The 19,240-nt window shown below is 71.9% G+C and carries 18 protein-coding genes and 1 tRNA gene; 14 read left to right on the forward strand and 5 right to left on the reverse strand.

The window, feature by feature from the left end; genetic code table 11:
- Positions 1-132 precede the first annotated feature (132 nt).
- Positions 133-1,113: a tetratricopeptide repeat protein gene (locus tag ACYU8V_RS02400; RefSeq protein ID WP_460844868.1), complete on the forward strand. Its 981-nt coding sequence runs from the start codon at positions 133-135 to the stop codon at positions 1,111-1,113.
- A 10-nt stretch (positions 1,114-1,123) separates the two neighbouring features.
- On the opposite strand, the gene ACYU8V_RS02405 is transcribed toward ACYU8V_RS02400, so the two are convergent.
- Positions 1,124-1,675, reverse strand: a complete 552-nt coding sequence (locus tag ACYU8V_RS02405) for a hypothetical protein (RefSeq protein WP_460844869.1) — start codon at positions 1,673-1,675, stop codon at positions 1,124-1,126.
- Between the two features lie 92 nt (positions 1,676-1,767).
- Between ACYU8V_RS02405 and ACYU8V_RS02410 the strand changes: the two genes are divergently transcribed.
- Both ACYU8V_RS02410 and ACYU8V_RS02415 read left to right on the forward strand, forming a co-directional pair.
- Positions 1,768-2,703 carry an alpha/beta fold hydrolase gene (locus tag ACYU8V_RS02410; RefSeq protein WP_460844871.1) on the forward strand — a complete coding sequence of 312 codons (936 nt, stop codon included), beginning with the start codon at positions 1,768-1,770 and terminating at the stop codon, positions 2,701-2,703.
- Positions 2,704-2,807: 104 nt separating this feature from the next.
- A complete protein-coding gene (locus tag ACYU8V_RS02415) occupies positions 2,808-3,314 on the forward strand; it encodes a DUF3145 domain-containing protein (RefSeq protein ID WP_460844872.1) in 507 nt (168 codons plus the stop codon).
- A gap of 19 nt (positions 3,315-3,333) precedes the next feature.
- On the opposite strand, the gene ACYU8V_RS02420 is transcribed toward ACYU8V_RS02415, so the two are convergent.
- On the reverse strand, positions 3,334-3,576 hold the full coding sequence (locus tag ACYU8V_RS02420; protein ID WP_460844873.1) for an acyl carrier protein: 243 nt from the start codon (positions 3,574-3,576) through the stop codon (positions 3,334-3,336).
- A gap of 58 nt (positions 3,577-3,634) precedes the next feature.
- Here ACYU8V_RS02420 and ACYU8V_RS02425 point away from each other — a divergent pair, with 58 nt between their 5' ends.
- Positions 3,635-4,588, forward strand: a complete 954-nt coding sequence (locus tag ACYU8V_RS02425; RefSeq protein WP_460844874.1) for an alpha/beta fold hydrolase — start codon at positions 3,635-3,637, stop codon at positions 4,586-4,588.
- Here ACYU8V_RS02425 and aceE read toward each other — a convergent pair.
- The gene (aceE, locus tag ACYU8V_RS02430) at positions 4,528-7,311 is read right to left on the reverse strand and encodes a pyruvate dehydrogenase (acetyl-transferring), homodimeric type (RefSeq protein WP_460844875.1); all 2,784 of its coding nucleotides are present in this window, start codon (positions 7,309-7,311) and stop codon (positions 4,528-4,530) included. The genes ACYU8V_RS02425 and aceE overlap by 61 nt on opposite strands.
- A 243-nt stretch (positions 7,312-7,554) precedes the next feature.
- Here aceE and ACYU8V_RS02435 point away from each other — a divergent pair, with 243 nt between their 5' ends.
- From ACYU8V_RS02435 to ACYU8V_RS02470, 8 genes are all read left to right on the forward strand, one after another.
- A complete protein-coding gene (locus ACYU8V_RS02435; RefSeq protein WP_460845664.1) occupies positions 7,555-7,950 on the forward strand; it encodes a DUF3052 domain-containing protein in 396 nt (131 codons plus the stop codon).
- 55 nt (positions 7,951-8,005) lie between these two features.
- Complete coding sequence (locus ACYU8V_RS02440; RefSeq protein WP_460844876.1) at positions 8,006-9,646, forward strand: AMP-binding protein; 1,641 nt, start codon at positions 8,006-8,008, stop codon at positions 9,644-9,646.
- The gene (locus ACYU8V_RS02445; protein WP_460844878.1) at positions 9,643-10,122 is read left to right on the forward strand and encodes a peroxiredoxin; all 480 of its coding nucleotides are present in this window, start codon (positions 9,643-9,645) and stop codon (positions 10,120-10,122) included. The genes ACYU8V_RS02440 and ACYU8V_RS02445 overlap by 4 nt, the downstream gene beginning before the upstream one ends.
- Positions 10,123-10,379: 257 nt before the next feature.
- Positions 10,380-10,452: transfer RNA gene (locus tag ACYU8V_RS02450), tRNA-Val, on the forward strand.
- An 83-nt stretch (positions 10,453-10,535) separates the two neighbouring features.
- Positions 10,536-11,765: an aminopeptidase gene (locus tag ACYU8V_RS02455; protein WP_460844880.1), complete on the forward strand. Its 1,230-nt coding sequence runs from the start codon at positions 10,536-10,538 to the stop codon at positions 11,763-11,765.
- Positions 11,766-11,788: 23 nt separating this feature from the next.
- Positions 11,789-12,910 carry a Nif3-like dinuclear metal center hexameric protein gene (locus ACYU8V_RS02460; RefSeq protein WP_460844881.1) on the forward strand — a complete coding sequence of 374 codons (1,122 nt, stop codon included), beginning with the start codon at positions 11,789-11,791 and terminating at the stop codon, positions 12,908-12,910.
- Positions 12,907-13,647: a zinc ribbon domain-containing protein gene (locus ACYU8V_RS02465; protein ID WP_460844883.1), complete on the forward strand. Its 741-nt coding sequence runs from the start codon at positions 12,907-12,909 to the stop codon at positions 13,645-13,647. The genes ACYU8V_RS02460 and ACYU8V_RS02465 overlap by 4 nt, the downstream gene beginning before the upstream one ends.
- Entirely contained in the window at positions 13,644-14,789 is a 1,146-nt protein-coding gene (locus ACYU8V_RS02470; RefSeq protein ID WP_460844885.1) for a bifunctional RNase H/acid phosphatase, read from the forward strand. Before ACYU8V_RS02465 ends, ACYU8V_RS02470 begins: the two co-directional genes overlap by 4 nt.
- Positions 14,790-14,793: 4 nt before the next feature.
- Here ACYU8V_RS02470 and ACYU8V_RS02475 read toward each other — a convergent pair whose 3' ends face one another.
- Positions 14,794-16,104: a D-arabinono-1,4-lactone oxidase gene (locus tag ACYU8V_RS02475; protein WP_460844886.1), complete on the reverse strand. Its 1,311-nt coding sequence runs from the start codon at positions 16,102-16,104 to the stop codon at positions 14,794-14,796.
- Positions 16,079-17,281 (reverse strand): MFS transporter, encoded by a 1,203-nt coding sequence (locus tag ACYU8V_RS02480; RefSeq protein ID WP_460844887.1) that lies wholly within the window; start codon positions 17,279-17,281, stop codon positions 16,079-16,081. The genes ACYU8V_RS02475 and ACYU8V_RS02480 overlap by 26 nt, the downstream gene beginning before the upstream one ends.
- 32 nt (positions 17,282-17,313) lie before the next feature.
- On the opposite strand from ACYU8V_RS02480, the gene ACYU8V_RS02485 reads away from it, so the two are divergent.
- Entirely contained in the window at positions 17,314-18,330 is a 1,017-nt protein-coding gene (locus ACYU8V_RS02485; protein WP_460844888.1) for a ferrochelatase, read from the forward strand.
- Positions 18,327-19,118: an inositol monophosphatase family protein gene (locus ACYU8V_RS02490; RefSeq protein WP_460844889.1), complete on the forward strand. Its 792-nt coding sequence runs from the start codon at positions 18,327-18,329 to the stop codon at positions 19,116-19,118. Before ACYU8V_RS02485 ends, ACYU8V_RS02490 begins: the two co-directional genes overlap by 4 nt.
- The last annotated feature ends 122 nt before the right edge of the window (positions 19,119-19,240 follow it).

Genomic DNA, 19,240 nt, shown 5'->3' on the forward strand with positions numbered 1-19,240 from the left:
GCGCCGATGGTACTGCAGTGGAGACGCTGTGGGAGAGTAGGACGCCGCCGGACAAACATTGCCGCAGGGGCCACTCGCTAGAGTGGCCCCTGCGTTGCTTTTTCGTGTCTACACAGCAGAAGAGAGATCGTCGTGTCCGAGGACCGTGGCCGTCGCACCGGCCCCCGCAAGCCGAGTGCTCAGGGTTCCAGCTCGAGGCCAGCGACCGGCCGTTCGACCGGGGGTCAGCGTGGCTCCGACGGCGGCCCGTCGGCGAAGGGCTCCTACCGGCAGGGCGGCAAGCCCACCGGTGAGCGTCGCGGCGGCTCGGGCAAGGCATCGAACGATCGGCGCGGCGGCTCGGGCAAGCCCGGCGACGACCGGCGCGGTGGCGCCGGCCGGCCTCAGCGTCGCGTCGCCTCCGAGCCGGGTCCGCGTACCAAGGACCAGGCGGTCTACGACGGTCCGCCGCTGCCCGAGGAGATCACCGGGCAGGAGCTCGACGCCTCGGTGCGCGCGCAGCTGCGCGGAATCCCGGAGAAGCTGGGTCAGCGCGTCGCGCGCCACCTGGTGGCTGCGGGCGAGCTCATCGACAGCGAGCCGGAGACGGCGTACCAGCACGCCCTGGCCGCGCGCGCTCGCGCGCCCCGCATCGCTGTGGTGCGCGAGGCCGCCGGCGAGACGGCGTACGCCGCCGGTCACTACGCCGAGGCGCTCGCCGAGCTGCGCGCTGCGAAGCGGATGAACGGCGCCACGGCGTACCTGCCGATCATGGCGGACTGCCACCGCGCCCTCGGCAACGCCAAGCGCGCCATCGAGCTGGCCAAGAGCCCCTCGGTGGCGAGGTTCCCCACCGAGGCCAAGGCGGAGATGACGATCGTCGAGGCGGGCGCCCGACGTGACCTGGGGCAGATGGACGCCGCCCTGCGCACGCTCGAGCTCGCGCCGCTCAACAACAAGAGCCGTGAGCCGTGGGTCGTGCGGCTTCGCTACGCGTACGCCGACACCCTCGAGCAGGCCGGTCGTCTCGACGACGCGCTCGCGTGGTTCCACCGCACGAACGCCATCGACAGCGAGGAGCTGACCGACGCCGCCGACCGGGCCGAGGCGCTCGAGAAGCAGCTCGGCCAGTAGCGCCCTTAGCTCAGCCCTGGTGGTCGACGAAGGACACCGTCGCGCCGGCATGACCGGCCGGCTGTGTCCCCCAGCGCAGTCCCTCCTGGAAGGCGATCTGGATCCGGTCGATGTCCGCGACCACAGGAGTGTCGCTGTGCAGCTTGAGCAGGATCGAGTCGCCGGCGCCCAGGCGTTGGCCCGCCGGGTCGTCGATGCTGCGGCAGAAGGCGGTGGGGTCGGTCGTGACGTCGATCGATCCCTGGTGGCACAGCAGGGGAGTGACCTCGAAGTTCGCTGAGGCCGTGGCGTGGACCTTCACCCCGGAGATGTGGATGGCGCGATGGAAGTCGCTGCCGGCGGTGAACATGCCGACGTAGAGGTCGTGGCCGACGACGCCGGTCGCGGGCTTGTCCTGGTCGTCGGTCTGCAGCTCGGGCGGGGTGGTGACGTACCAGGCGACCCACCCGACGAGCAGCGCGATCGCCCCTGCGGGCGCCAGCCAACGCCAGATCCGGGACTGGCGTCGCGGACGCGGCAGGTGGGGCGCTTCGAGGGCCGCGTCGTCGCTGCGTTGCTGCATGGCCGAAGCCTATGCGAGCAGCGCCCGCTCAGGTGGTGGGCAGGCGGTGGGATCGTGCCCGCGTCGCGTGCCGACATGCCACACTCCTGGCCATGGTGCAGCGTCCGGTCCTGGAAGGCAGCGTCGCCGTGCGCGACGGCCGACGCCTCAGCTTCGCCGAGCACGGTGCGGCGCAGGGCGATGCGCTGGTGTGGCTGCACGGGACGCCCGGCGCCCGCCGGCAGATCCCGTTCGAGGCGCGCGCGTACGCCGAGGACAACGGCCTGCGCCTGATCGGGATCGATCGCCCGGGCATCGGCACCTCGACGCCGTACCTGTATTCGAACGTCCTGGACTGGACGGCCGACTTCGAGCTGCTCCTGGACGCGCTGGGCATCGACAAGGTCCGCGTCATCGGCCTGTCCGGCGGCGGCCCCTACACGCTGGCCGCAGCGGCCGCCCTGCCCGACCGGGTCCATGCCGTCGGAGTGCTCGGCGGGGTCGCGCCCACACGCGGGCCCGACGCGGCCGACGGGGGCATCATCCAGCTGGCCGTGAAGTGCGCTCCGCTGCTGGCGGCGGCGCGCATACCCGCCGGCGTCGCGCTGACCTCGGCGATCAGGGTCGTGCGGCCGTTGGCCAGCCCCGCGCTCGACCTGTACGCCGCCGTGCAGCCCGCGGGTGACAAGCAGCTGCTGGCCCGGCCGGAGTTCAAGGCGATGTTCCTCGACGACCTGCTCAACGGCAGCCGGCACCAGATGTCCGCGCCGCTCGCCGACCTGGTGCTCTTCACGCGCGACTGGGGCTTCGCGCTGGCCGACGTCCAGGTCCCCGTCCGGTGGTGGCACGGCAACGCCGACCACATCGTCCCCTTCGCCCACGGGGAGCACGTCGTGGCACGGCTGCCGCACGCCACCCTGTCGGTCATCGAGGGGGAGTCGCACCTCGGCGGGCTGGGCATCGCGACCGCTGTGCTGGAGGAGCTGATGACATTCGGGTCGCCGACGGCGCCAGGTGCTGGAATCCCGGCGGATCTTGAGCCACAATAGGGATCACAACTACACAGGAGTCACTCTCGATTCCTGATCGACCGCCGTACGAGACCGCTGGGGAAGGCGTAACTCGCGCCGGAGGGAAGATCGAGGAGACCGCGGTGACCCACAACAGTGCTACCAGGGGCGTGTTCTACGTCCACTCGGCGCCGTCCGCGTTGTGCCCCCACATCGAGTGGGCCGTGGGCGGCGTGCTCGGCGTGTCCGTCAACCCCGACTGGATCCCGCAGCCGGCGCAGGCCGGCACCTTCCGCTGCGAGTTCTCCTGGAGCGGTGCCGCCGGCTCCGCCGCGGCCATGGCATCGGCGCTGCGCGGCTGGAACCACGTGCGCTTCGAGGTGACCGAGGAGCCGACCTCCTCCACCGAGGGGGCGCGCTACTCCTACACCCCCGACCTCGGTGTCTTCCACGCCGTGACCGGGATCCACGGCGACATCATGATCCCCGAGGACCGGCTCAAGGCCGCGGCCGTACGGGCCGCGCTGGGCGAGACGACCCTCGAGAACGAGATCGACAAGCTGCTCGGCAAGCCCTGGGACGACGAGCTGGAGACCTTCCGGCACGCCGGCGAGGGCGCCCCGGTCCGCTGGCTGCACCAGGTCGTCTGACCCGACCCGTCGGGCGGTCTCAGGTCGTGGCGAGCCGCTGCTCGACGTACGACGTGAGCTCGGCCACCGTCGCGAGCCCGCGCGCCTCCGGTCCGGGGATCTTGACGCCGAAGGTCTGCTCGACGCTGATGACGACCTCGATCAGGGCCAGCGAGTCCACCCCCAGGCCGACCAGCGGCTGGTCGGGGCGCACCGTCGCGGAGTCGATGTCGAGGACCTCGGCGAGGATCTCGGCGATGCCGTCGGGCACATCGGTGGTCACCCGGCAGAGCCTAGGACCATGACTCACCGCTGAAACATCCGGCTGCTTCACTGCTCACATGGAGCAGGTCGAATTCGTGACCGTGCACGGCCACCGGCGCGCGTACGTCCGCCGGGGGACCGGTCCGGTGTTGCTGCTGCTGCACGGCCTGGCCTGCGACCACCGCACCTGGGACCCGGTGATCGAGCGGCTCGCCGAGGAGTTCACGGTCATCGCACCGGACTTCCTGGGCCACGGTGCGTCCGACAAGCCGCGCGCGGACTACACCGTCGGTGGCTACGCGAACGGCATGCGCGACCTGCTCACGATCCTCGGCCACGACAAGGCAACGGTCGTCGGCCACAGCTTCGGCGGTGGGGTGGCCATGCAGTTCGCCTACCAGTTCCCCGAGCGCACCGAGCGACTGATGCTCGTGGACCCGGGTGGCCTGGGACGTGAGGTCACACCGCTGATCCGGGCGATCAGCTTCCCCGGCTGGACCTATCTCGGCGCACTGCTGGCGATGCCGGGCCTGCGCGAGGCCGAGCAGCTCGCGCTGCGGGCGCTGCGCGACACCGGTCTCAGTGCCGCCCGGGACCTCGGCGAGGTCGCCGACCTGCTCGACGCCTTCGCCGACCCGCGCGCCCGCCGTGCACTGGTGCACCTGGTGCGCGCGGCGATCGACTGGCGCGGGCAGGTCCAGTCGATGCGCGACCGCGCCTACCTGACCGAGCACATGCCGATGCACGTCGTGTGGGGTCGCGACGACAGGGTCATCCCGGTCAAGCACGCCCACGAGGTCACCGACATCGCGCCGTCCGCCGAGGTCACCATCTACGACGACGCCGGCCACTTCCCGCACAAGGACCACCCCGACGAGTTCGCCGACCTGATCATCGACTGGGTCGCGCGCACCAAGCCGGCGACGTACTCCCGCGCGCGGTGGCGCCGGCTGCTGCTGGAGGGCGCGGCTCAGGCGTCGCCGCCCTCCTGCGCCTTGCCGCGCACCGCCGTCGGGTCGTCGATCCGGTAGCGGTCCGAGGCCTCCTTGACCCGCGCCGGGTCGATCTCACCGGCGTCGGCGAGGGCCTGCAGCGCCTGCACCACCACCGACTCGGCGTCGACGTGGAAGAACCGCCGGGCGGCAGCCCGGGTGTCGGCGAAGCCGAAGCCGTCGGTGCCGAGCACCCGGTAGTCGGCGGGCACCCAGCGCGCGATCTGGAGCGGCACGGCGGTCATGTAGTCCGACACGGCGACCACAGGGCCGTCGATGTCGGCCAGCACCTCGGTCAGGTACGGCGTACGCGGCGACTCGTCCGGGTGCAGCAGGTTCCAGCGCTCCGCCGCGATCGCGTCGCGGGACAGCTCGTTCCAGGACGTGACCGACCACAGCTCGGAGGCCACGCCCCAGTCCTCGGCCAGGATGCGTGCGGCGTCGCTGATCCACGGGTAGCCGACGCCGGAGGCGAGCAGCTGGACCTTCGGGCCGCTCTCGCCGACCGACTCGGTGCGGTGCATGCCCTTGAGGATGCCGTCGATGTCGACGTCGTCCGGCTCGGCGGGCTGCGGGACCGGCTCGTTGTAGACCGTCATGTAGTAGATGACGTCCTCGCCGTGCGGGTGCGCCTCGGTGGCGCCGTACATCCGCTCCAGGCCGGCGCGCAGGATGTGCCCGACCTCGTAGCCGAACGCCGGGTCGTAGTGCACGACGGCCGGGTTGGTGGCGGCGATCAGCGGCGAGTGGCCGTCGGCGTGCTGCAGGCCCTCGCCGGTGAGCGTGGTGCGACCGGCCGTGGCGCCGATGAGGAAGCCCCGCGCCATCTGGTCGGCCATCGCCCAGATCGAGTCGCCGGTGCGCTGGAAGCCGAACATCGAGTAGAAGATGTAGAACGGGATCATCGGCTCGCCGTGCGTGGCGTACGCCGATCCGGCGGCCGTCGCCGAGGCGAGCGCACCGGCCTCGCTGATGCCCTCGTGCAGCAGCTGACCGTGCTCGGACTCGACCCACTTGAGCAGCTGGGCGCGGTCGACCGAGACGTAGTTCTGGCCGGCCGGGTTGTAGATCTTCGCGGTCGCGAACATCGAGTCCATGCCGAAGGTGCGGAACTCGTCGGGCGCGATCGGGACGATCCGCGGGCCGATCTCCGGGTCCTTCATCCAGTCCTTGAGCAGCCGCACCGTGGCCATCGTGGTGGCGACCTTCGTCTTGCCGGCGCCCTTCTTGAGCTCGGCGTAGACCGGGTCGCCGGGCAGCTTCAGCATCCGCGGCTCGACCTTGCGCGCCGGCATCGAGCCGCCGAGCTGGCGGCGCCGCTCCATCATGTACTCGATGTCGGGGTGGTTCGCCCCGGGATGGAAGAACGGCGCGGTGTGGTCGGCCTCGTAGGCCTCGGTGATCTCCTTGTCGCTCATCGGCAGGTAGAGCCGGTCGCGGAACTTGAGCAGATCGGGCAGCTTGAGCTTCTTCATCTGGTGGGTCGCGTTCTTGCCCTCCAGCGCCTCGATCGTCCAGCCCTTGATGGTGTGGGCCAGGATCACCGTCGGCTGGCCGACGGTCTTGGTGGCGGCGTCGAAGGCGGCGTACACCTTGCGGTAGTCGTGCCCACCGCGCGGCAGCTTCTCGATCTGCCGGTCGGTCATGTGCTCGACCATCTTGCGCAGCCGCGGGTCGGGGCCGAAGAAGTGCTCGCGGTTGTAGGCGCCGTCCTCGACGGAGAAGGTCTGGAAGGCGCCGTCGGGGGTGGTGTTCATCTGGTTGACCAGCACGCCGTCGACGTCGCGGGCGAGCAGCTCGTCCCACTCACGGCCCCAGATGACCTTGATGACGTTCCAGCCGGCGCCGCGGAAGTTCGCCTCGAGCTCCTGGATGATCTTGCCGTTGCCGGTGACCGGGCCGTCCAGCTGCTGCAGGTTGCAGTTGACGACCCACACCAGGTTGTCGAGCTCCTCGCGCGCCGCCACGCGGATCGCGCCGAGCGACTCCGGCTCGGCCATCTCGCCGTCGCCGAGGAACGCCCACACCCGCTGCTGGCTGGTGTCCTTGATGCTGCGGCCGTGCAGGTAGCGGTTGAACCGCGCCTGGTAGATCGAGTTGATGCCGGTCAGGCCCATCGAGACGGTCGGGAACTCCCAGAAGTCCGGCATCAGCCGTGGGTGGGGGTACGACGGCAGGCCGGCGCCGGGGCCGTGCTGGACCTCCTGGCGGAAGGCCAGGAGCTGCTGCTCGGTGAGCCGGCCCTCGAGGAAGGCGCGTGCGTAGATGCCGGGGGAGGCGTGGCCCTGGATGTAGATCTGGTCGCCGCCGCCGGGGTGCTCGCGGCCCTGGAAGAAATGGTTGAAGCCGACCTCGTACAGGCTGGCGCTGGACTGGTACGTCGCGATGTGCCCGCCGACCTCGAGGCCGGGGCGGTTCGCGTCCGAGACCATCACGGCCGCGTTCCAGCGGATGTAGGCGCGGATCCGGCGCTCGGTCTCCTCATCGCCCGGGAACCAGGGCTCGCGCTCGGGCGGGATGGTGTTGATGAAGTCGGTGCTGCGCAGCCCGGGCACGCCGACCTGCTTCTGCCGGGCGCGGTCCAGCAGCCGCAGCATCAGGTAGCGGGCGCGCTCGCGTCCCCGCTCGTCGACCAGGGAGTCGAAGGAGGCGATCCAGTCCTGGGTCTCGTCAGGATCGATGTCGGGAAGCTGGGTCGGGAGGCCCTCGTGGATGACCGAGGGGGCCGAACCGGACGTGGCGTCGTGAGTCACGTCACCCATCGTTGCACTCCGGCCGCGAAGCCGAAATGGACTCGTCGGTTCGGCCGCGCGGCCCGCGACGCGGCGGCGGAGTTGGGCGCTGCGCTTGCATCGCACACCCTTTGTCCGCTGGACTACTCCACACACGGGCGCATCGCCCCCGTCGGACCCCGGGATCGGGGACACAGAACGACGACGCAACAACCACGACGTACAGGAGCTGGGAACACCGTGACTTCCACCGCCGGAGGCGGAACGACCCCGATCGGGATCGGCGACCGACTTGGCTTCACCAAGGGCCTGGTGGTCCAGGAGCTCGGCTGGGACCAGGACACCGACGACCAGATCCGGATCGCCATCGAGGACACCATCGACGGAGACATGGTGGACGGTGACTACGGCAACGTCGTGGATGCGGTCCTGCTCTGGTGGCGCAGCGACGACGGCGACCTGGTCGACGGGCTCGTCGACGCGCTCACCGACCTGGTCGGTGGCGGCTTCATCTGGCTGCTGACGCCGAAGGTCGGGCGACCGGGGGCTGTCGACCCCGCCGACATCGCCGAGGCCGCGCCGATCGCGGGTCTGTCGCAGACCACGACCGCGACGGTGAGCAAGGAGTGGTCGGCGTCTCGTCTCGTCGCCCCCAAGTCCCTGGGCTGAGCGTCTGCAGATAGCGTCAGCCCGTCCGCAGAGTCGCGTCGACGGGAGTCCCGCCATGGCAAAGTTCACCCAGGGGTTGACCGAGGGGTTCACCGAGAAGGTCACCGGCAAGGCCCGCGACGCCGCTGTCAGCCTGAAGATCCTGACCGAGTCCGGCATCGTGCGCCTGTACTCGCCGAAGGTGCTCGCCGGCATGGCGACCGCGCTCTACCAGTGGGGCCCGCACCCGGCAGGCGGGTTCAAGACCGTCGCCCTGCGCGCCCCCGACGACCTCGCGATCATCGACGAGATCGGGTCGCTCACCTTCGGCGAGCTGCACCGGCGTACCAACGCACTCGCCGCCGGCCTGCGCGCCCGCGGCGTGGGGGAGGGCGACGGCGTCGCGGTCATGTGCCGCAACCACCGCGGGTTCGTCGAGGCGTCGATCGCGATCAGCAAGCTCGGCGCGGACGTGCTGTACCTGAACACGGCGTTCGCCGGCCCGCAGCTGGCCGACGTGCTCGCTCGCGAGAAGCCCCGCGTCGTGGTGTACGACGAGGAGTTCTCCGGTCTGCTCGGCAACGCCGACATCGCCGACCGGGTGATCGCCTGGACCGACGGTGAGCCCGGTCCGGACACCCTCGAGGGCATGATCGGCGCGAGCTCCGACGAGGAGCTGTCGCCGCCGAGCGGCACCGGGCGCACCATCATCCTCACCTCCGGCACGACCGGTACGCCGAAGGGCGCACCCCGCCCCCAGGGCGGTGTCGGTGCGGCCGTGTCACTGCTGTCCCGGATGCCGCTGCGCAGCAGCTGGCGCTGCCACGTCGCGGCCCCGCTGTTCCACACCTGGGGCTTCGCGCACTACCAGCTCTCGATGCTGCTCGGCACCACGCTCGTGCTGAGCCGCCGGTTCGACCCCGAGGACGCGCTGCGCCTGCTCCGCGACCACGAGTGCGACTCGTTCGCGGTGATCCCGGTGATGCTGCAGCGGATCATGGCGCTGCCCGAGGAGACCCTGGACCGCTACCCGCTGCCGAACCTGAAGGCCGTCGCCTCCTCGGGATCCGCGCTGCCCGGCGACCTGCCGGAGCGGTGGATGGACCGGTTCGGCGAGAACCTCTACTCGATCTACGGCTCGACCGAGATCGCCTGGGCCTCGATCGCCGACCCCAAGGACCTCCGCGAGGCCCCCGGCACCGCCGGGCGGCTCCCGCACGCCACGATCGTGAAGATCCTCGACGCCGACGGCAACGAGGTCCCGGTCGGCCAGTCCGGGCGCATCTTCGTCGGCAACGACCTGCAGATCGAGGGCTACACCGGCGGTGGCGGCAAGGAGATGGTCGCCGGGCTGATGTCCTCCGGCGACGTCGGCAGGTTCGACGCCGAGGGCCGCCTCTACGTCGAGGGCCGCGACGACGAGATGATCGTCTCCGGTGGCGAGAACGTCTTCCCCAAGGAGGTCGAGGACTGCCTCGCGCAGTACGACGGCGTCGTGGAGTGTGCCGCGATCGGGGTCGACGACGACGAGTTCGGCAAGCGGCTGCGGGCGTTCGTGGTCCGCAGCAACGACGCGGTGACCGAGAGCGGGCTCAAGGACTGGGTCCGGGCGAACCTCGCCCGCTACAAGGTGCCGCGCGAGATCGTGTTCCTCGACGAGCTGCCGCGCAACGCCACCGGCAAGGTGCTCAAGCGCGAGCTGGTCGACCGCGAATGAGCGATCCCGCCGATCTCGGGCTGGCCATCGGTGCCGAGGCCCCGGACTTCACGCTGCGCGACCAGTTCGGTCAGGACACGACCCTGTCCGACTTCCGCGGGCGCAAGGCCGTGGCGCTGGTCTTCTACCCGTTCGCGTTCTCCGGGGTGTGCACCGGCGAGCTCGGCGCCATCCGGCACCGCCTCGACGAGCTGATGACCTTCGACACCGAGGTGCTGGCCATCTCGTGCGACCCGGTCTACGCACTGCGCGCCTTCGCCGACTCCGACGGCCTCAACTTCGGCCTGCTCAGCGACTTCTGGCCGCACGGTGCGGTGGCGTCGGCGTACGGCGTCCTCGACGAGCGGTCCGGCTGCCCGCGGCGCTCGACGTACGTCGTGGACAAGGCCGGCCGGATCAGCTGGGCCGTGCACAACCCGATGGGCGCCGCGCGCGACGTCGAGGAGCTGATCAGCCGGCTCGACGCGGCCGGCTGAGCCGTCGGCGTACGGAGCGAAAAAAGATCGAACCGCCGGCGTCTCGGGTCACCAGCGGTTCGATAGGCAGGAGATTAGTGGCGTCGTGCGGGCGCGCCAACCGAATCCGGCGAATTCGCCGAAAAATGACTCGAAGTGACTAGGCGCCCCGATCGATCGGACTACCCTGCGCACCCGCTGCGTGGCTCCGGCGAGGCCGATCGTCCGCCGCCGGTTCGGAGGTCCCCGGCCCCCGCCGGTAGGGTGAGCGGGCTTTCGGACGCATAGCTCAGCTGGTAGAGCGCCTCCCTTACAAGGAGGATGTCGGGGGTTCGAGTCCCTCTGCGTCCACCGTTCCCCGCAGCCGGTCCATCCCCGGTTTCCGGGGTGTTGCCCCGATGCGGTGGCGGTGCGACCGTGCTCGTATGGGTGCCATGGGTGAGCCGTACGAGAAGCTGCTGGAGGCCTACGCACGACTGGTGATCCGGGTCGGGGTCAACGTCCAGGTCGGGCAGCGCGTGGTGATCATGGGCGTCCCGGAGCAGGCGCCGGTCGCCCGGGCGCTGGCCGAGGAGGCGTACCGGGTCGGGGCGTCGCACGTCTCGATCGAGTACCAGGACCCCTACCTGCAGCGCGACCAGGTGCGCTTCGCGCCCGACGACCAGCTCGGCCGGGTGCTGCCGCACCAGGTCGAGGGCATCCGTGCCTGGCACGAGGACCGGCCCGCCTCCATCCGGCTGACCGGCAACCCGCACCCCGGCCTGATGGACGGTCTGGACCCCGCGCGACTGGCCCGGTCGGCGCCGACGGCCCTCATCACCGAGATGTCCGGCATCGTGACGAAGAACGAGGTCGCGTGGACCGTCGTGGGTGCGCCCACGCCCGGGTGGGCGGCCAGCGTCGGCGTCTCCGACGTCGCGGCGCTCTGGGATGCGGTCGCCGTCGCGATGCGCCTGGACGAGGACGACCCGGTCGCCGCCTGGCGTGAGCACATCGCCGGGCTGCACCGCCGCCGCGACCTGCTCAACGCGCGCGGCTTCGACAAGGTGCGCTACCGCGGACCGGGCACGGACCTGACCGCCGGCGTGTCGCCGGCGTCGCTGTGGACGGCCGGCGCGATGACCAACGCCGACGGCGTCGAGTTCGTCGCGAACATGCCGACCGAGGAGGTCTTCTTCTCCCCGGACTGGCGGCGGGCCGAAGGAAGGATCCGGACGACCGCGCCGTTCTTCCTGATCTCGATGGGGGCGATGGTCGAGGGCCTCGAGCTCGAGCTGCGCGACGGAACGATCACCGGCGCCTCGGCCGAGCGCGGGGAGGAGGAGGTGCAGCAGCAGTTCGAGCTGATCCCGCGCTCGCGGCACCTCGGGGAGATCGCGATCGTCGACGGCTCCTCGCGGGTGCGGAGCACCGGGCTGGTCTACAAGGACATGCTCTTCGACGAGAACGTCGGCTCGCACATCGCCTGGGGGACGGGCTTCTCCTTCGCCTGGGAGAACGGCACCGAGATGACGCCCGAGCAGCGCGTCGCCGACGGCCTCAACCAGTCCGCCACGCACGTGGACGTCGTCATCGGCAGCCCGGAGGTCGAGATCGAGGGCATCCACGCCGACGGGACCGTCGTACCGATCGTCGAGGGGGACCGGTTCGTGCTCGCCGACTGAGGCGGACTCAATAGGGTGGACCCATGCCCGCCCTGAAGGACGTCGTCGACCTGATCCACGGGTGGTACCCGCCCGCCACGGCCGAGTCCTGGGACGCCGTCGGTCTGGTGTACGGCGATCCCGAGCAGTCGGTCAAGAAGGTGCTGTTCGCCGTCGACCCCACGCCGGAGGTCGCACAGGAGGCCGCCGACTGGAAGGCGGACCTGCTCGTGGTCCACCACCCGCTGTTCCTCAAGCCGGTCAACGGCTTCGCCGCCACCACGCCCAAGGGCCGCACCCTGGCGACCCTGGCCGGAGCAGGGTGCGCCCTGCTCACGGCGCACACCAACGCCGACCAGGCCGTCGGCGGCGTCTCGGAGGCCCTCGCCGTGGCCCTCGGCATCACCGACCTGCGCCCGATCATCGCCACGCCCGCCGAGCCGCTCGACAAGCTCACCGTGTTCGTGCCGACCGACGCCGCGGCGCCGGTCCGCGCGGCGATGGGCGACGCGGGAGCCGGGCGGGTGGGCGACTACGACTACGCCTCGTTCACCTCGGGGGTGGGGCAGGGCCGGTTCCGGCCGCTGGAGGGCGCCTCGCCGATGATCGGCACGGTCGGCGAGCTCGAGACGGTCGACGAGGTGCGCATCGAGGTCGTGCTGGCGCGGCACCTGCGGCCCGCCGTGGTGCAGGCGATGCTGGCGGCGCACCCCTACGAGGAGCCGGCGTACGACGTCGTGGAGTTGGCCGATCCCGGGATCGTCGCCACCGGCACCGGCCGGATGGGCAACGTCGAGGCCACGACCCTGCAGGCCTTCGCGGAGCACGTCGCCGCGACGCTGCCGCCGACCGCGCACGGCGTCCGGGTCGCGGGCGACCCGGAGCGAGCGGTGCGCCGGGTCGCGGTGTGCGGGGGAGCCGGCGACTTCCTGCTGGACCGGATGGCGGGCAGCGGTGTCGACGTCTACCTGACCAGCGACCTGCGCCACCACCCGGCGGCCGAGTTCGTGGAGAAGGGCGGTCCGGCGCTCGTCGACGTCGCGCACTGGGCCGCCGAGTCGACCTGGCTGCCGGTCGTGGCGTCCCGCCTGGCCGAGGCGCTGGGCGACGAGGTGGACACCCGGGTGAGCGACGTGACGACGGACCCCTGGACAATGAGGCTATGAAGGCCGACCCGAGTGCGCAGCTGACCCTCCTGGAGCTCCAGGAGATCGACTCCCAGGCCGCGCAGTTGCGGCACCAGCTGTCGCACCCGGCCGAGGCGGCCGAGCTCGCCGAGCTCGCCCAGCGCCGCGCCGAGACCGACGGCTGGGTGCGCGACCAGCAGATCGTGGTGGACGACCTCGCCGCGGCCCAGGCCAAGGCCGATGCCGACGTCGAGCAGGTCAAGACCCGGCGCAAGCGCGACCAGGACCGGATCGACGCCGGCCTGATCGCCAACCCCAAGGACCTCGAGCGGATGCAGCACGAGCTCGCCACCCTCGAGCGGCGGATCTCCGTGCTCGAGGACGAGGAGATCGAGGTCATGGAGCAGCTCGAGACCGCGCAGACCGGCCTCGCGGCGCTGCGGTCCGACCTCGCCACGATCGACGAGCGGATCGCGGTGCTGGTCGCCGCGCGCGACGAGCGGGCGGGCGAGCTGCGCGAGCGGCTGGCCGAGGTCGACGCGAAGCGCGCCCCGGTCGTCGCGGGCGTCCCGGCGGACCTGCTGGCGCTCTACGAGAAGATCCGCGAGAGCCGCGGCGGCGGGGCGGCGCTGCTGCGGGCGCGGCAGTGCACCGGCTGCATGATCGCGCTCGACCCGCGGGCGCTGGGCGCGATCCGGAGCAAGCCCGAGGACGAGGTCGTGCGCTGCGAGGAGTGCTCGCGGATCCTGGTCCGGACCGCCGAGTCGGGTCTGTGACCGACGCGGTCGTCATCGAGGCCGACGGCGGGTCGCGCGGCAACCCCGGGCCGGCGGCGTACGGCGCCGTCCTGAAGGACGCCGCGACCGGCGCGGTCATCGCCGAGGACGGTACGACGATCGGCGTGGCCACCAACAACGTGGCGGAGTACTCCGGTCTGATCGCGGGCCTCCGGCTCGCCGCCGAGCTCGCCCCGGACGCGACCGTCGAGGTCCGGATGGACTCCAAGCTCGTCGTCGAGCAGATGGCCGGGCGGTGGCAGGTCAAGCACCCGTCGATGAAGCCGCTGGTCGCCGAGGCCAAGGCGCTGGCGCCGGCCGGGACGACGTACACCTGGGTGCCGCGGGCCGAGAACTCCCACGCCGACCGGCTCGCCAACGAGGCCCTGGACGGCCTGCGGTCGGGCGTGACCATAGCGGCGGCCGACGAGTCGCTGGTCGAGGAGATCGAGAGCCCGGCGACCGTGCTGGCGGCTCCGACCACCGTCATCCTGCTGCGCCACGGCGTCACGCCGCACACGACCGCGCGGCGGTTCTCCGGCGGGCTCGGTGGCGACAACCCCGGCCTGTCCGACGAGGGCCGCACCCAGGTCGCCGAGGCGGCCGTCTGGCTGCGGGGGCTGGGCGACAAGGTGGCCGCCGTCGTGGCGTCGCCGGTCCGGCGCACCCGCGAGTCCGCGGCGATCGCGGGCGAGGCGCTCGGCCTCGACGTGCTCGAGGAGCCCGGCTTCGCCGAGATGGAGTTCGGCGAGTGGGACGGGCTCACCTTCGCCGAGGTCGCCGAGCGCGACAAGGCCGGCCTGGACCGCTGGCTGGGCGACCTCTCGGTGCCCCCGCCCGGCGGCGAGAGCTTCCGCGACGTCGAGGCACGGGTGCTGGCGGGGCTGGAGCGGCTGCTGGCGACGTACGCCGGGAAGACCGTGCTCGTCGTCTCGCACGTCACGCCGATCAAGACCCTGGTGGCCCACGCGATGGGCGCGGAACTGTCGGCGGTGTTCGCGATGGAGCTCGCGCCGGCGTCGGTGTCGGTGCTGTCGTTCTACCCCGACGCAGCCGCCCCGCTCGGGCGGCGCGGCTCGCTGCGGCTGTTCAACGCGATCGCGCCGGGCTCGCGCAGCCTGGTCGACAACGGCCGCTGGTAGCCGGCTACCCGAGCACGCGGCGCAGGTAGGCGTTGGCGAAGACCCGATCGGGGTCGAGCCGGTCGCGCATTGCCAGGAAGTCGCCGAAGCGCGGGTAGAGCGTCTCCAGGTCGGACGCGGTCCGGGTGTGCAGCTTGCCCCAGTGCGGCCGGCCCTCGTGCGCGGTCAGCACCGCCTCCATCAGCGCGAAGTAGGCCGCATGGTCGGCGTCGCGATGGGTGTGGAAGGCCAGGTACAGCGAGTCGCGCCGGTACGCCGTGGACAGCGGCACCTCGTCCGCGGGAGCGACCCGGATCTCCACCGGGAACGACACCCGCAGCCCGGAGCGCTCGAAGGCCCGCCGGCACTCGGCCAGCACCTCCAGGCCGGCCTCGCGCGGGACGGCGTACTCCATCTCGCGGAAGACGACGCGACGCTCGGTGGTGAAGACCCGGTGGGCCACATCGGCGTACGTGCGCGGGCCGAGGAGGCGGGCGGCGAAGCGGTTGGCGGCGGGGATGGCGCGTGGGACCCGGTTGAGCGCCGCGGTCTGCAGGCCGAAGACCGTGTTGGACAGCAGGTCGTCGTCGAGCCAGGCGCGCCAGCGGGGGAGCGGCTCGGCTCGGTCGAGGTCGGTCCCGAGGCGGGTGTTGCGCTTGGTCAGCATCCGGTCCGAGTGCGGGAACCAGTACATGTCGACGTGGTCCGCGCCGGCCACCATCTCGTCGAAGGACGCCATCGCCTCGGACCACGCCATCGGGCGCTCCTCGGCACGCAGCAGGAACAGCGGCTCCACGGCGAAGGTGATCGTCGTGATCACGCCGAGCGCACCGAGGCCGACCCGCGCCAGGTCGAGCACGTCGGGGTTCTCGGTCGACGAGGCGCGCAGCACCTCGCCGGCGCCGGTCACCAGCTCCAGCCCGACCACCTGGGCGGCCAGGCCGGCGGCGCGACCGCCGGTGCCGTGGGTGCCGGTCGAGATCGCGCCGGCCAGCGTCTGCTCGGCGATGTCGCCCATGTTGTGCAGGCTGAGGCCGAGCCCCTCGAGCTCGGCGTTGAGCACCTTGAGCTGTGTCCCGGCGCGTGCGGTCACCGTCATGGCCTCGCGGTCCACCGCGACGATCCCGGTCATACCCTGCGGCCGCAGCAGGGTGTGCTCGGGCCGGGCGATGCCGGTGAAGCTGTGCCCGGTGCCGGGCATCTTCACGGTCTCGCCGGCCTCCCGGGCGCGGAGCACCTCCGCGGCCACGTCCTCGGCCGACGCCGGGGTCACCACCCGCAGGCCGTCGGCCCGCTCCAGGCCCGACCAGCTACGCCAGCTGCTCTGCTCGCTCATGCTCGCCGACGTTAGTCGGCATCCGGACGGCCAGCGCAGCCAGGAGGGCGATCACGCTGCCGGCCACGCAGACCAGGTACGCCGACGAGGCGCCGTGCGCGTCGATGACGATCCCCGCGACGGCGGCGCCGGGAGCGACCCCGAGGGCGAGGCCGGTGTTGAGGAAGGCCATGCCCTCGGTCATCCGGCTGCTCGGGAGCGCCTGCTTCGCGAGCGACATCGCCGCGATCATGGTCGGCGAGATCGTGACGCCGCCGATCAGCAGCGCGACCGCCATCCACGGGATCGAGGGGATCCACACCAGGGGAGCCGAGGACACCGACATCCCGAGCGCGCCGATCCACAGCATCGTGCGCTGGTCGACGCGTCCGGCGTACACACCCGAGAGGAGGCCGGCCACGAGGCTGCCCGTGGACCAGCAGGCCAGCAGCAGTCCCGCCACCGACGCGTGGCCGTGCTCCTGGGCGAACGCCACTGTGACCACCTCGGCCGCGCCGAACAGCACCCCGAGCGCGCAGGTCTGCACGGTCAGCACACCGATCGCCGCCCACGGGATCGGCGCCCGCGCCGCGGACCCGGACGACCGGGGATGGGCGGGCGGCTCGCTGCCTCGCAGCGAGGCGAAGCCGTAGGTGCCGGCGAGCCCGGCGAGCAGCGCCGCCGCCAGGCCGGCGATGGGGTCCACCCCGGTCGCGAGCAGGGTGACGGCGACCGGCCCGATGATGAACACCACCTCGTCGACGGCGGCTTCGAACGAGAACGCCGTGTGCAGCGCCGACTCGTCACCGGCCAGCGTGTGCGCCCAGCGGGCGCGCGCACAGGTCCCCACCGAGGGCAGCGCGGCGCCCGACACCGCGGCCAGGACGTACGCCGTCCAGCGCGGCCAGTCGGACTCCAGGCTCGCCATCGCGCCGGCCAGTCCAGCACCCCACACGGTGATCGCGACGCGCAGCACGACGCCCTGGCCGAGCCGGTCGACGAGCCGCCCCTGCGGGATGGCGAAGACGGCGTTGGCGATCATCGCGGCGGCCGACAGCGAGCCGGCAACGGCGTAGGAGCCGGTGGTGTGCTGGGCGAGGAGGACGATCCCGAGCCCGATCATCGAGATGGGGAGCCGCCCGACGAGACTCGCGACGCTGAAGGACACCGTCGCCCGGGTGAAGATACGGCGGTACATGGCTGTGCCCCCGTCCTCCCTACGATGGTCGCGTGACCAGTGCTCCGCCCCCGTCCGGGCAACCGTACGACGCGATCCTGCTGCTGTCCTTCGGGGGGCCCGAGAAGCCCGAGGACGTCGTCCCGTTCCTCGAGAACGTGACCCGGGGCCGCGGCATTCCGCGCGAGCGGCTCGAGCAGGTCGGGGCCCACTACTTCCAGTTCGGTGGCCGCAGCCCGATCAACGACCAGAACCGCGCCCTGATCGCCGCCCTCGAGGCCGACCTCGCCGCCAACGGTGTCGACCTGCCCGTCTACTGGGGCAACCGCAACTGGGATCCCTACCTGGCCGACACGGTCGCCCGGATGGCCGCAGACGGGGTCCGTCGCGTCGCGTGTGTCACCACCTCGGCGTACTCCTCCTGGAGCAGCTGCCGGCAGTACCACGACAACATCGAGGCCGCCCTCGCCGCGCTCCCGGAGGGCACCGACCTCACCATCGACAAGGTCGGCGCCTACTACGACCACCCCGGCTTCGTGGCGGCGTCGGTGGACGCCACCGTGGCGGCGCTCGCCGACCTGCCCGAGGAGGTGCGCGACGCGGCCCGCCTGGTGTTCGTCACCCACTCCATCCCGAGCGCGATGAACGAGGAGAGCGGTCCCGAGGGCGGGCGCTACCTCGCCCAGCACCTCGAGGTCGCCGCCCGGGTCGCCACGGACGTCGCCTCGGCGACCGGCGTGGAGCGTGCGCACGAGCTGGTGTTCTGCTCGCGCTCCGGATCCCCCCGCACGCCCTGGCTCGAGCCCGACGTCAATGACCGGCTCCGCGAGCTGGCGGCGGAGGGCGCGGCCGCGGTCGTGATGGTCCCTGTCGGCTTCGTCTCCGACCACATGGAGGTCGTCTACGACCTCGATACCGAGGCGATGGCGACCGCCGAGGAGCTCGGCCTGCCCGCCCGCCGTGCGGGCACGGCCGGCACCGACCCGCGGTTCGTGGCAGGCCTCCGCGAGCTGGCCCTGTCCGGTCCCCGGTGCCGCCGGCCGGCCGGCTGCTGCCTCCCGCGCTCATGACCTCGCCGCTCGCGCTCCGGGCGCTCGCCGAGGAGGTCGCCCAGCAGGCCGGCGCCCTCATCGAGAAGTACGCCGGCACGGTGGGCGTCGCCGCGACGAAGTCCAGCGACGTCGACGTGGTGACGGTCGCGGACCGCGCCGCGGAGGAGCTGATCCGCTCCCTGCTGCTCGCCGCCCGCCCCGACGACTCGATCCTCGGCGAGGAGGGCGACGACGTCCACGGCAGCAGCGGGGTCCGCTGGATCGTCGACCCGATCGACGGCACGGTGAACTTCCTCTACGGCCTGCCGGAGTACTCGGTCTCCATCGCGGCCGAGGTCGACGGCGAGGTCGTGGCCGGCGCGGTGCTGGACGTCGCGAAGGGCCACCTGTACGCCGCCGACACCGAGACCGGGCTGGCGAGCCGCGACGGTGCCGTCCTCGGCGTACGTCCTCCGGCGCCGTTGGGCCAGCGACTGGTGCTCACCGGCTTCTCCTACCGCTCCGAGGTCCGTGCCCTCCAGGGCGCCGCGGTGGCGCGGCTGCTGCCGCACGTGCGCGACATCCGGCGGCACGGATCGTGTGCCCTGGAGCTGTGTCATGTCGCCGCCGGACAGGCCGATGGGTACGCCGAGGAGGGCGTCAACCTCTGGGACTACGCCGCCGGCGGGCTGATCGCCCGGATGGCCGGCGCGCGCCTGGAGGTGTTCCGCGGAGCGGGCGGGGACGACCTCGTCGTGTGTGGTCCCGCTCACGGATTCGAGGAACTGCGCGACGCCATCGGAAACGCTGGATTCGGCCGGGAATAGCCTGCGCGCCGGCGCTGTTTCGGGACACGCGAGACACCGGTGTCGCAACCCGACGCCGGATAGTGCACAATCTGCCGCGCTGAGGGCAACAACCTCGGGGCAGACGAGGGAGAGGACACGTC

The sequence above is a fragment of the Nocardioides ultimimeridianus genome, assembly GCF_054777895.1.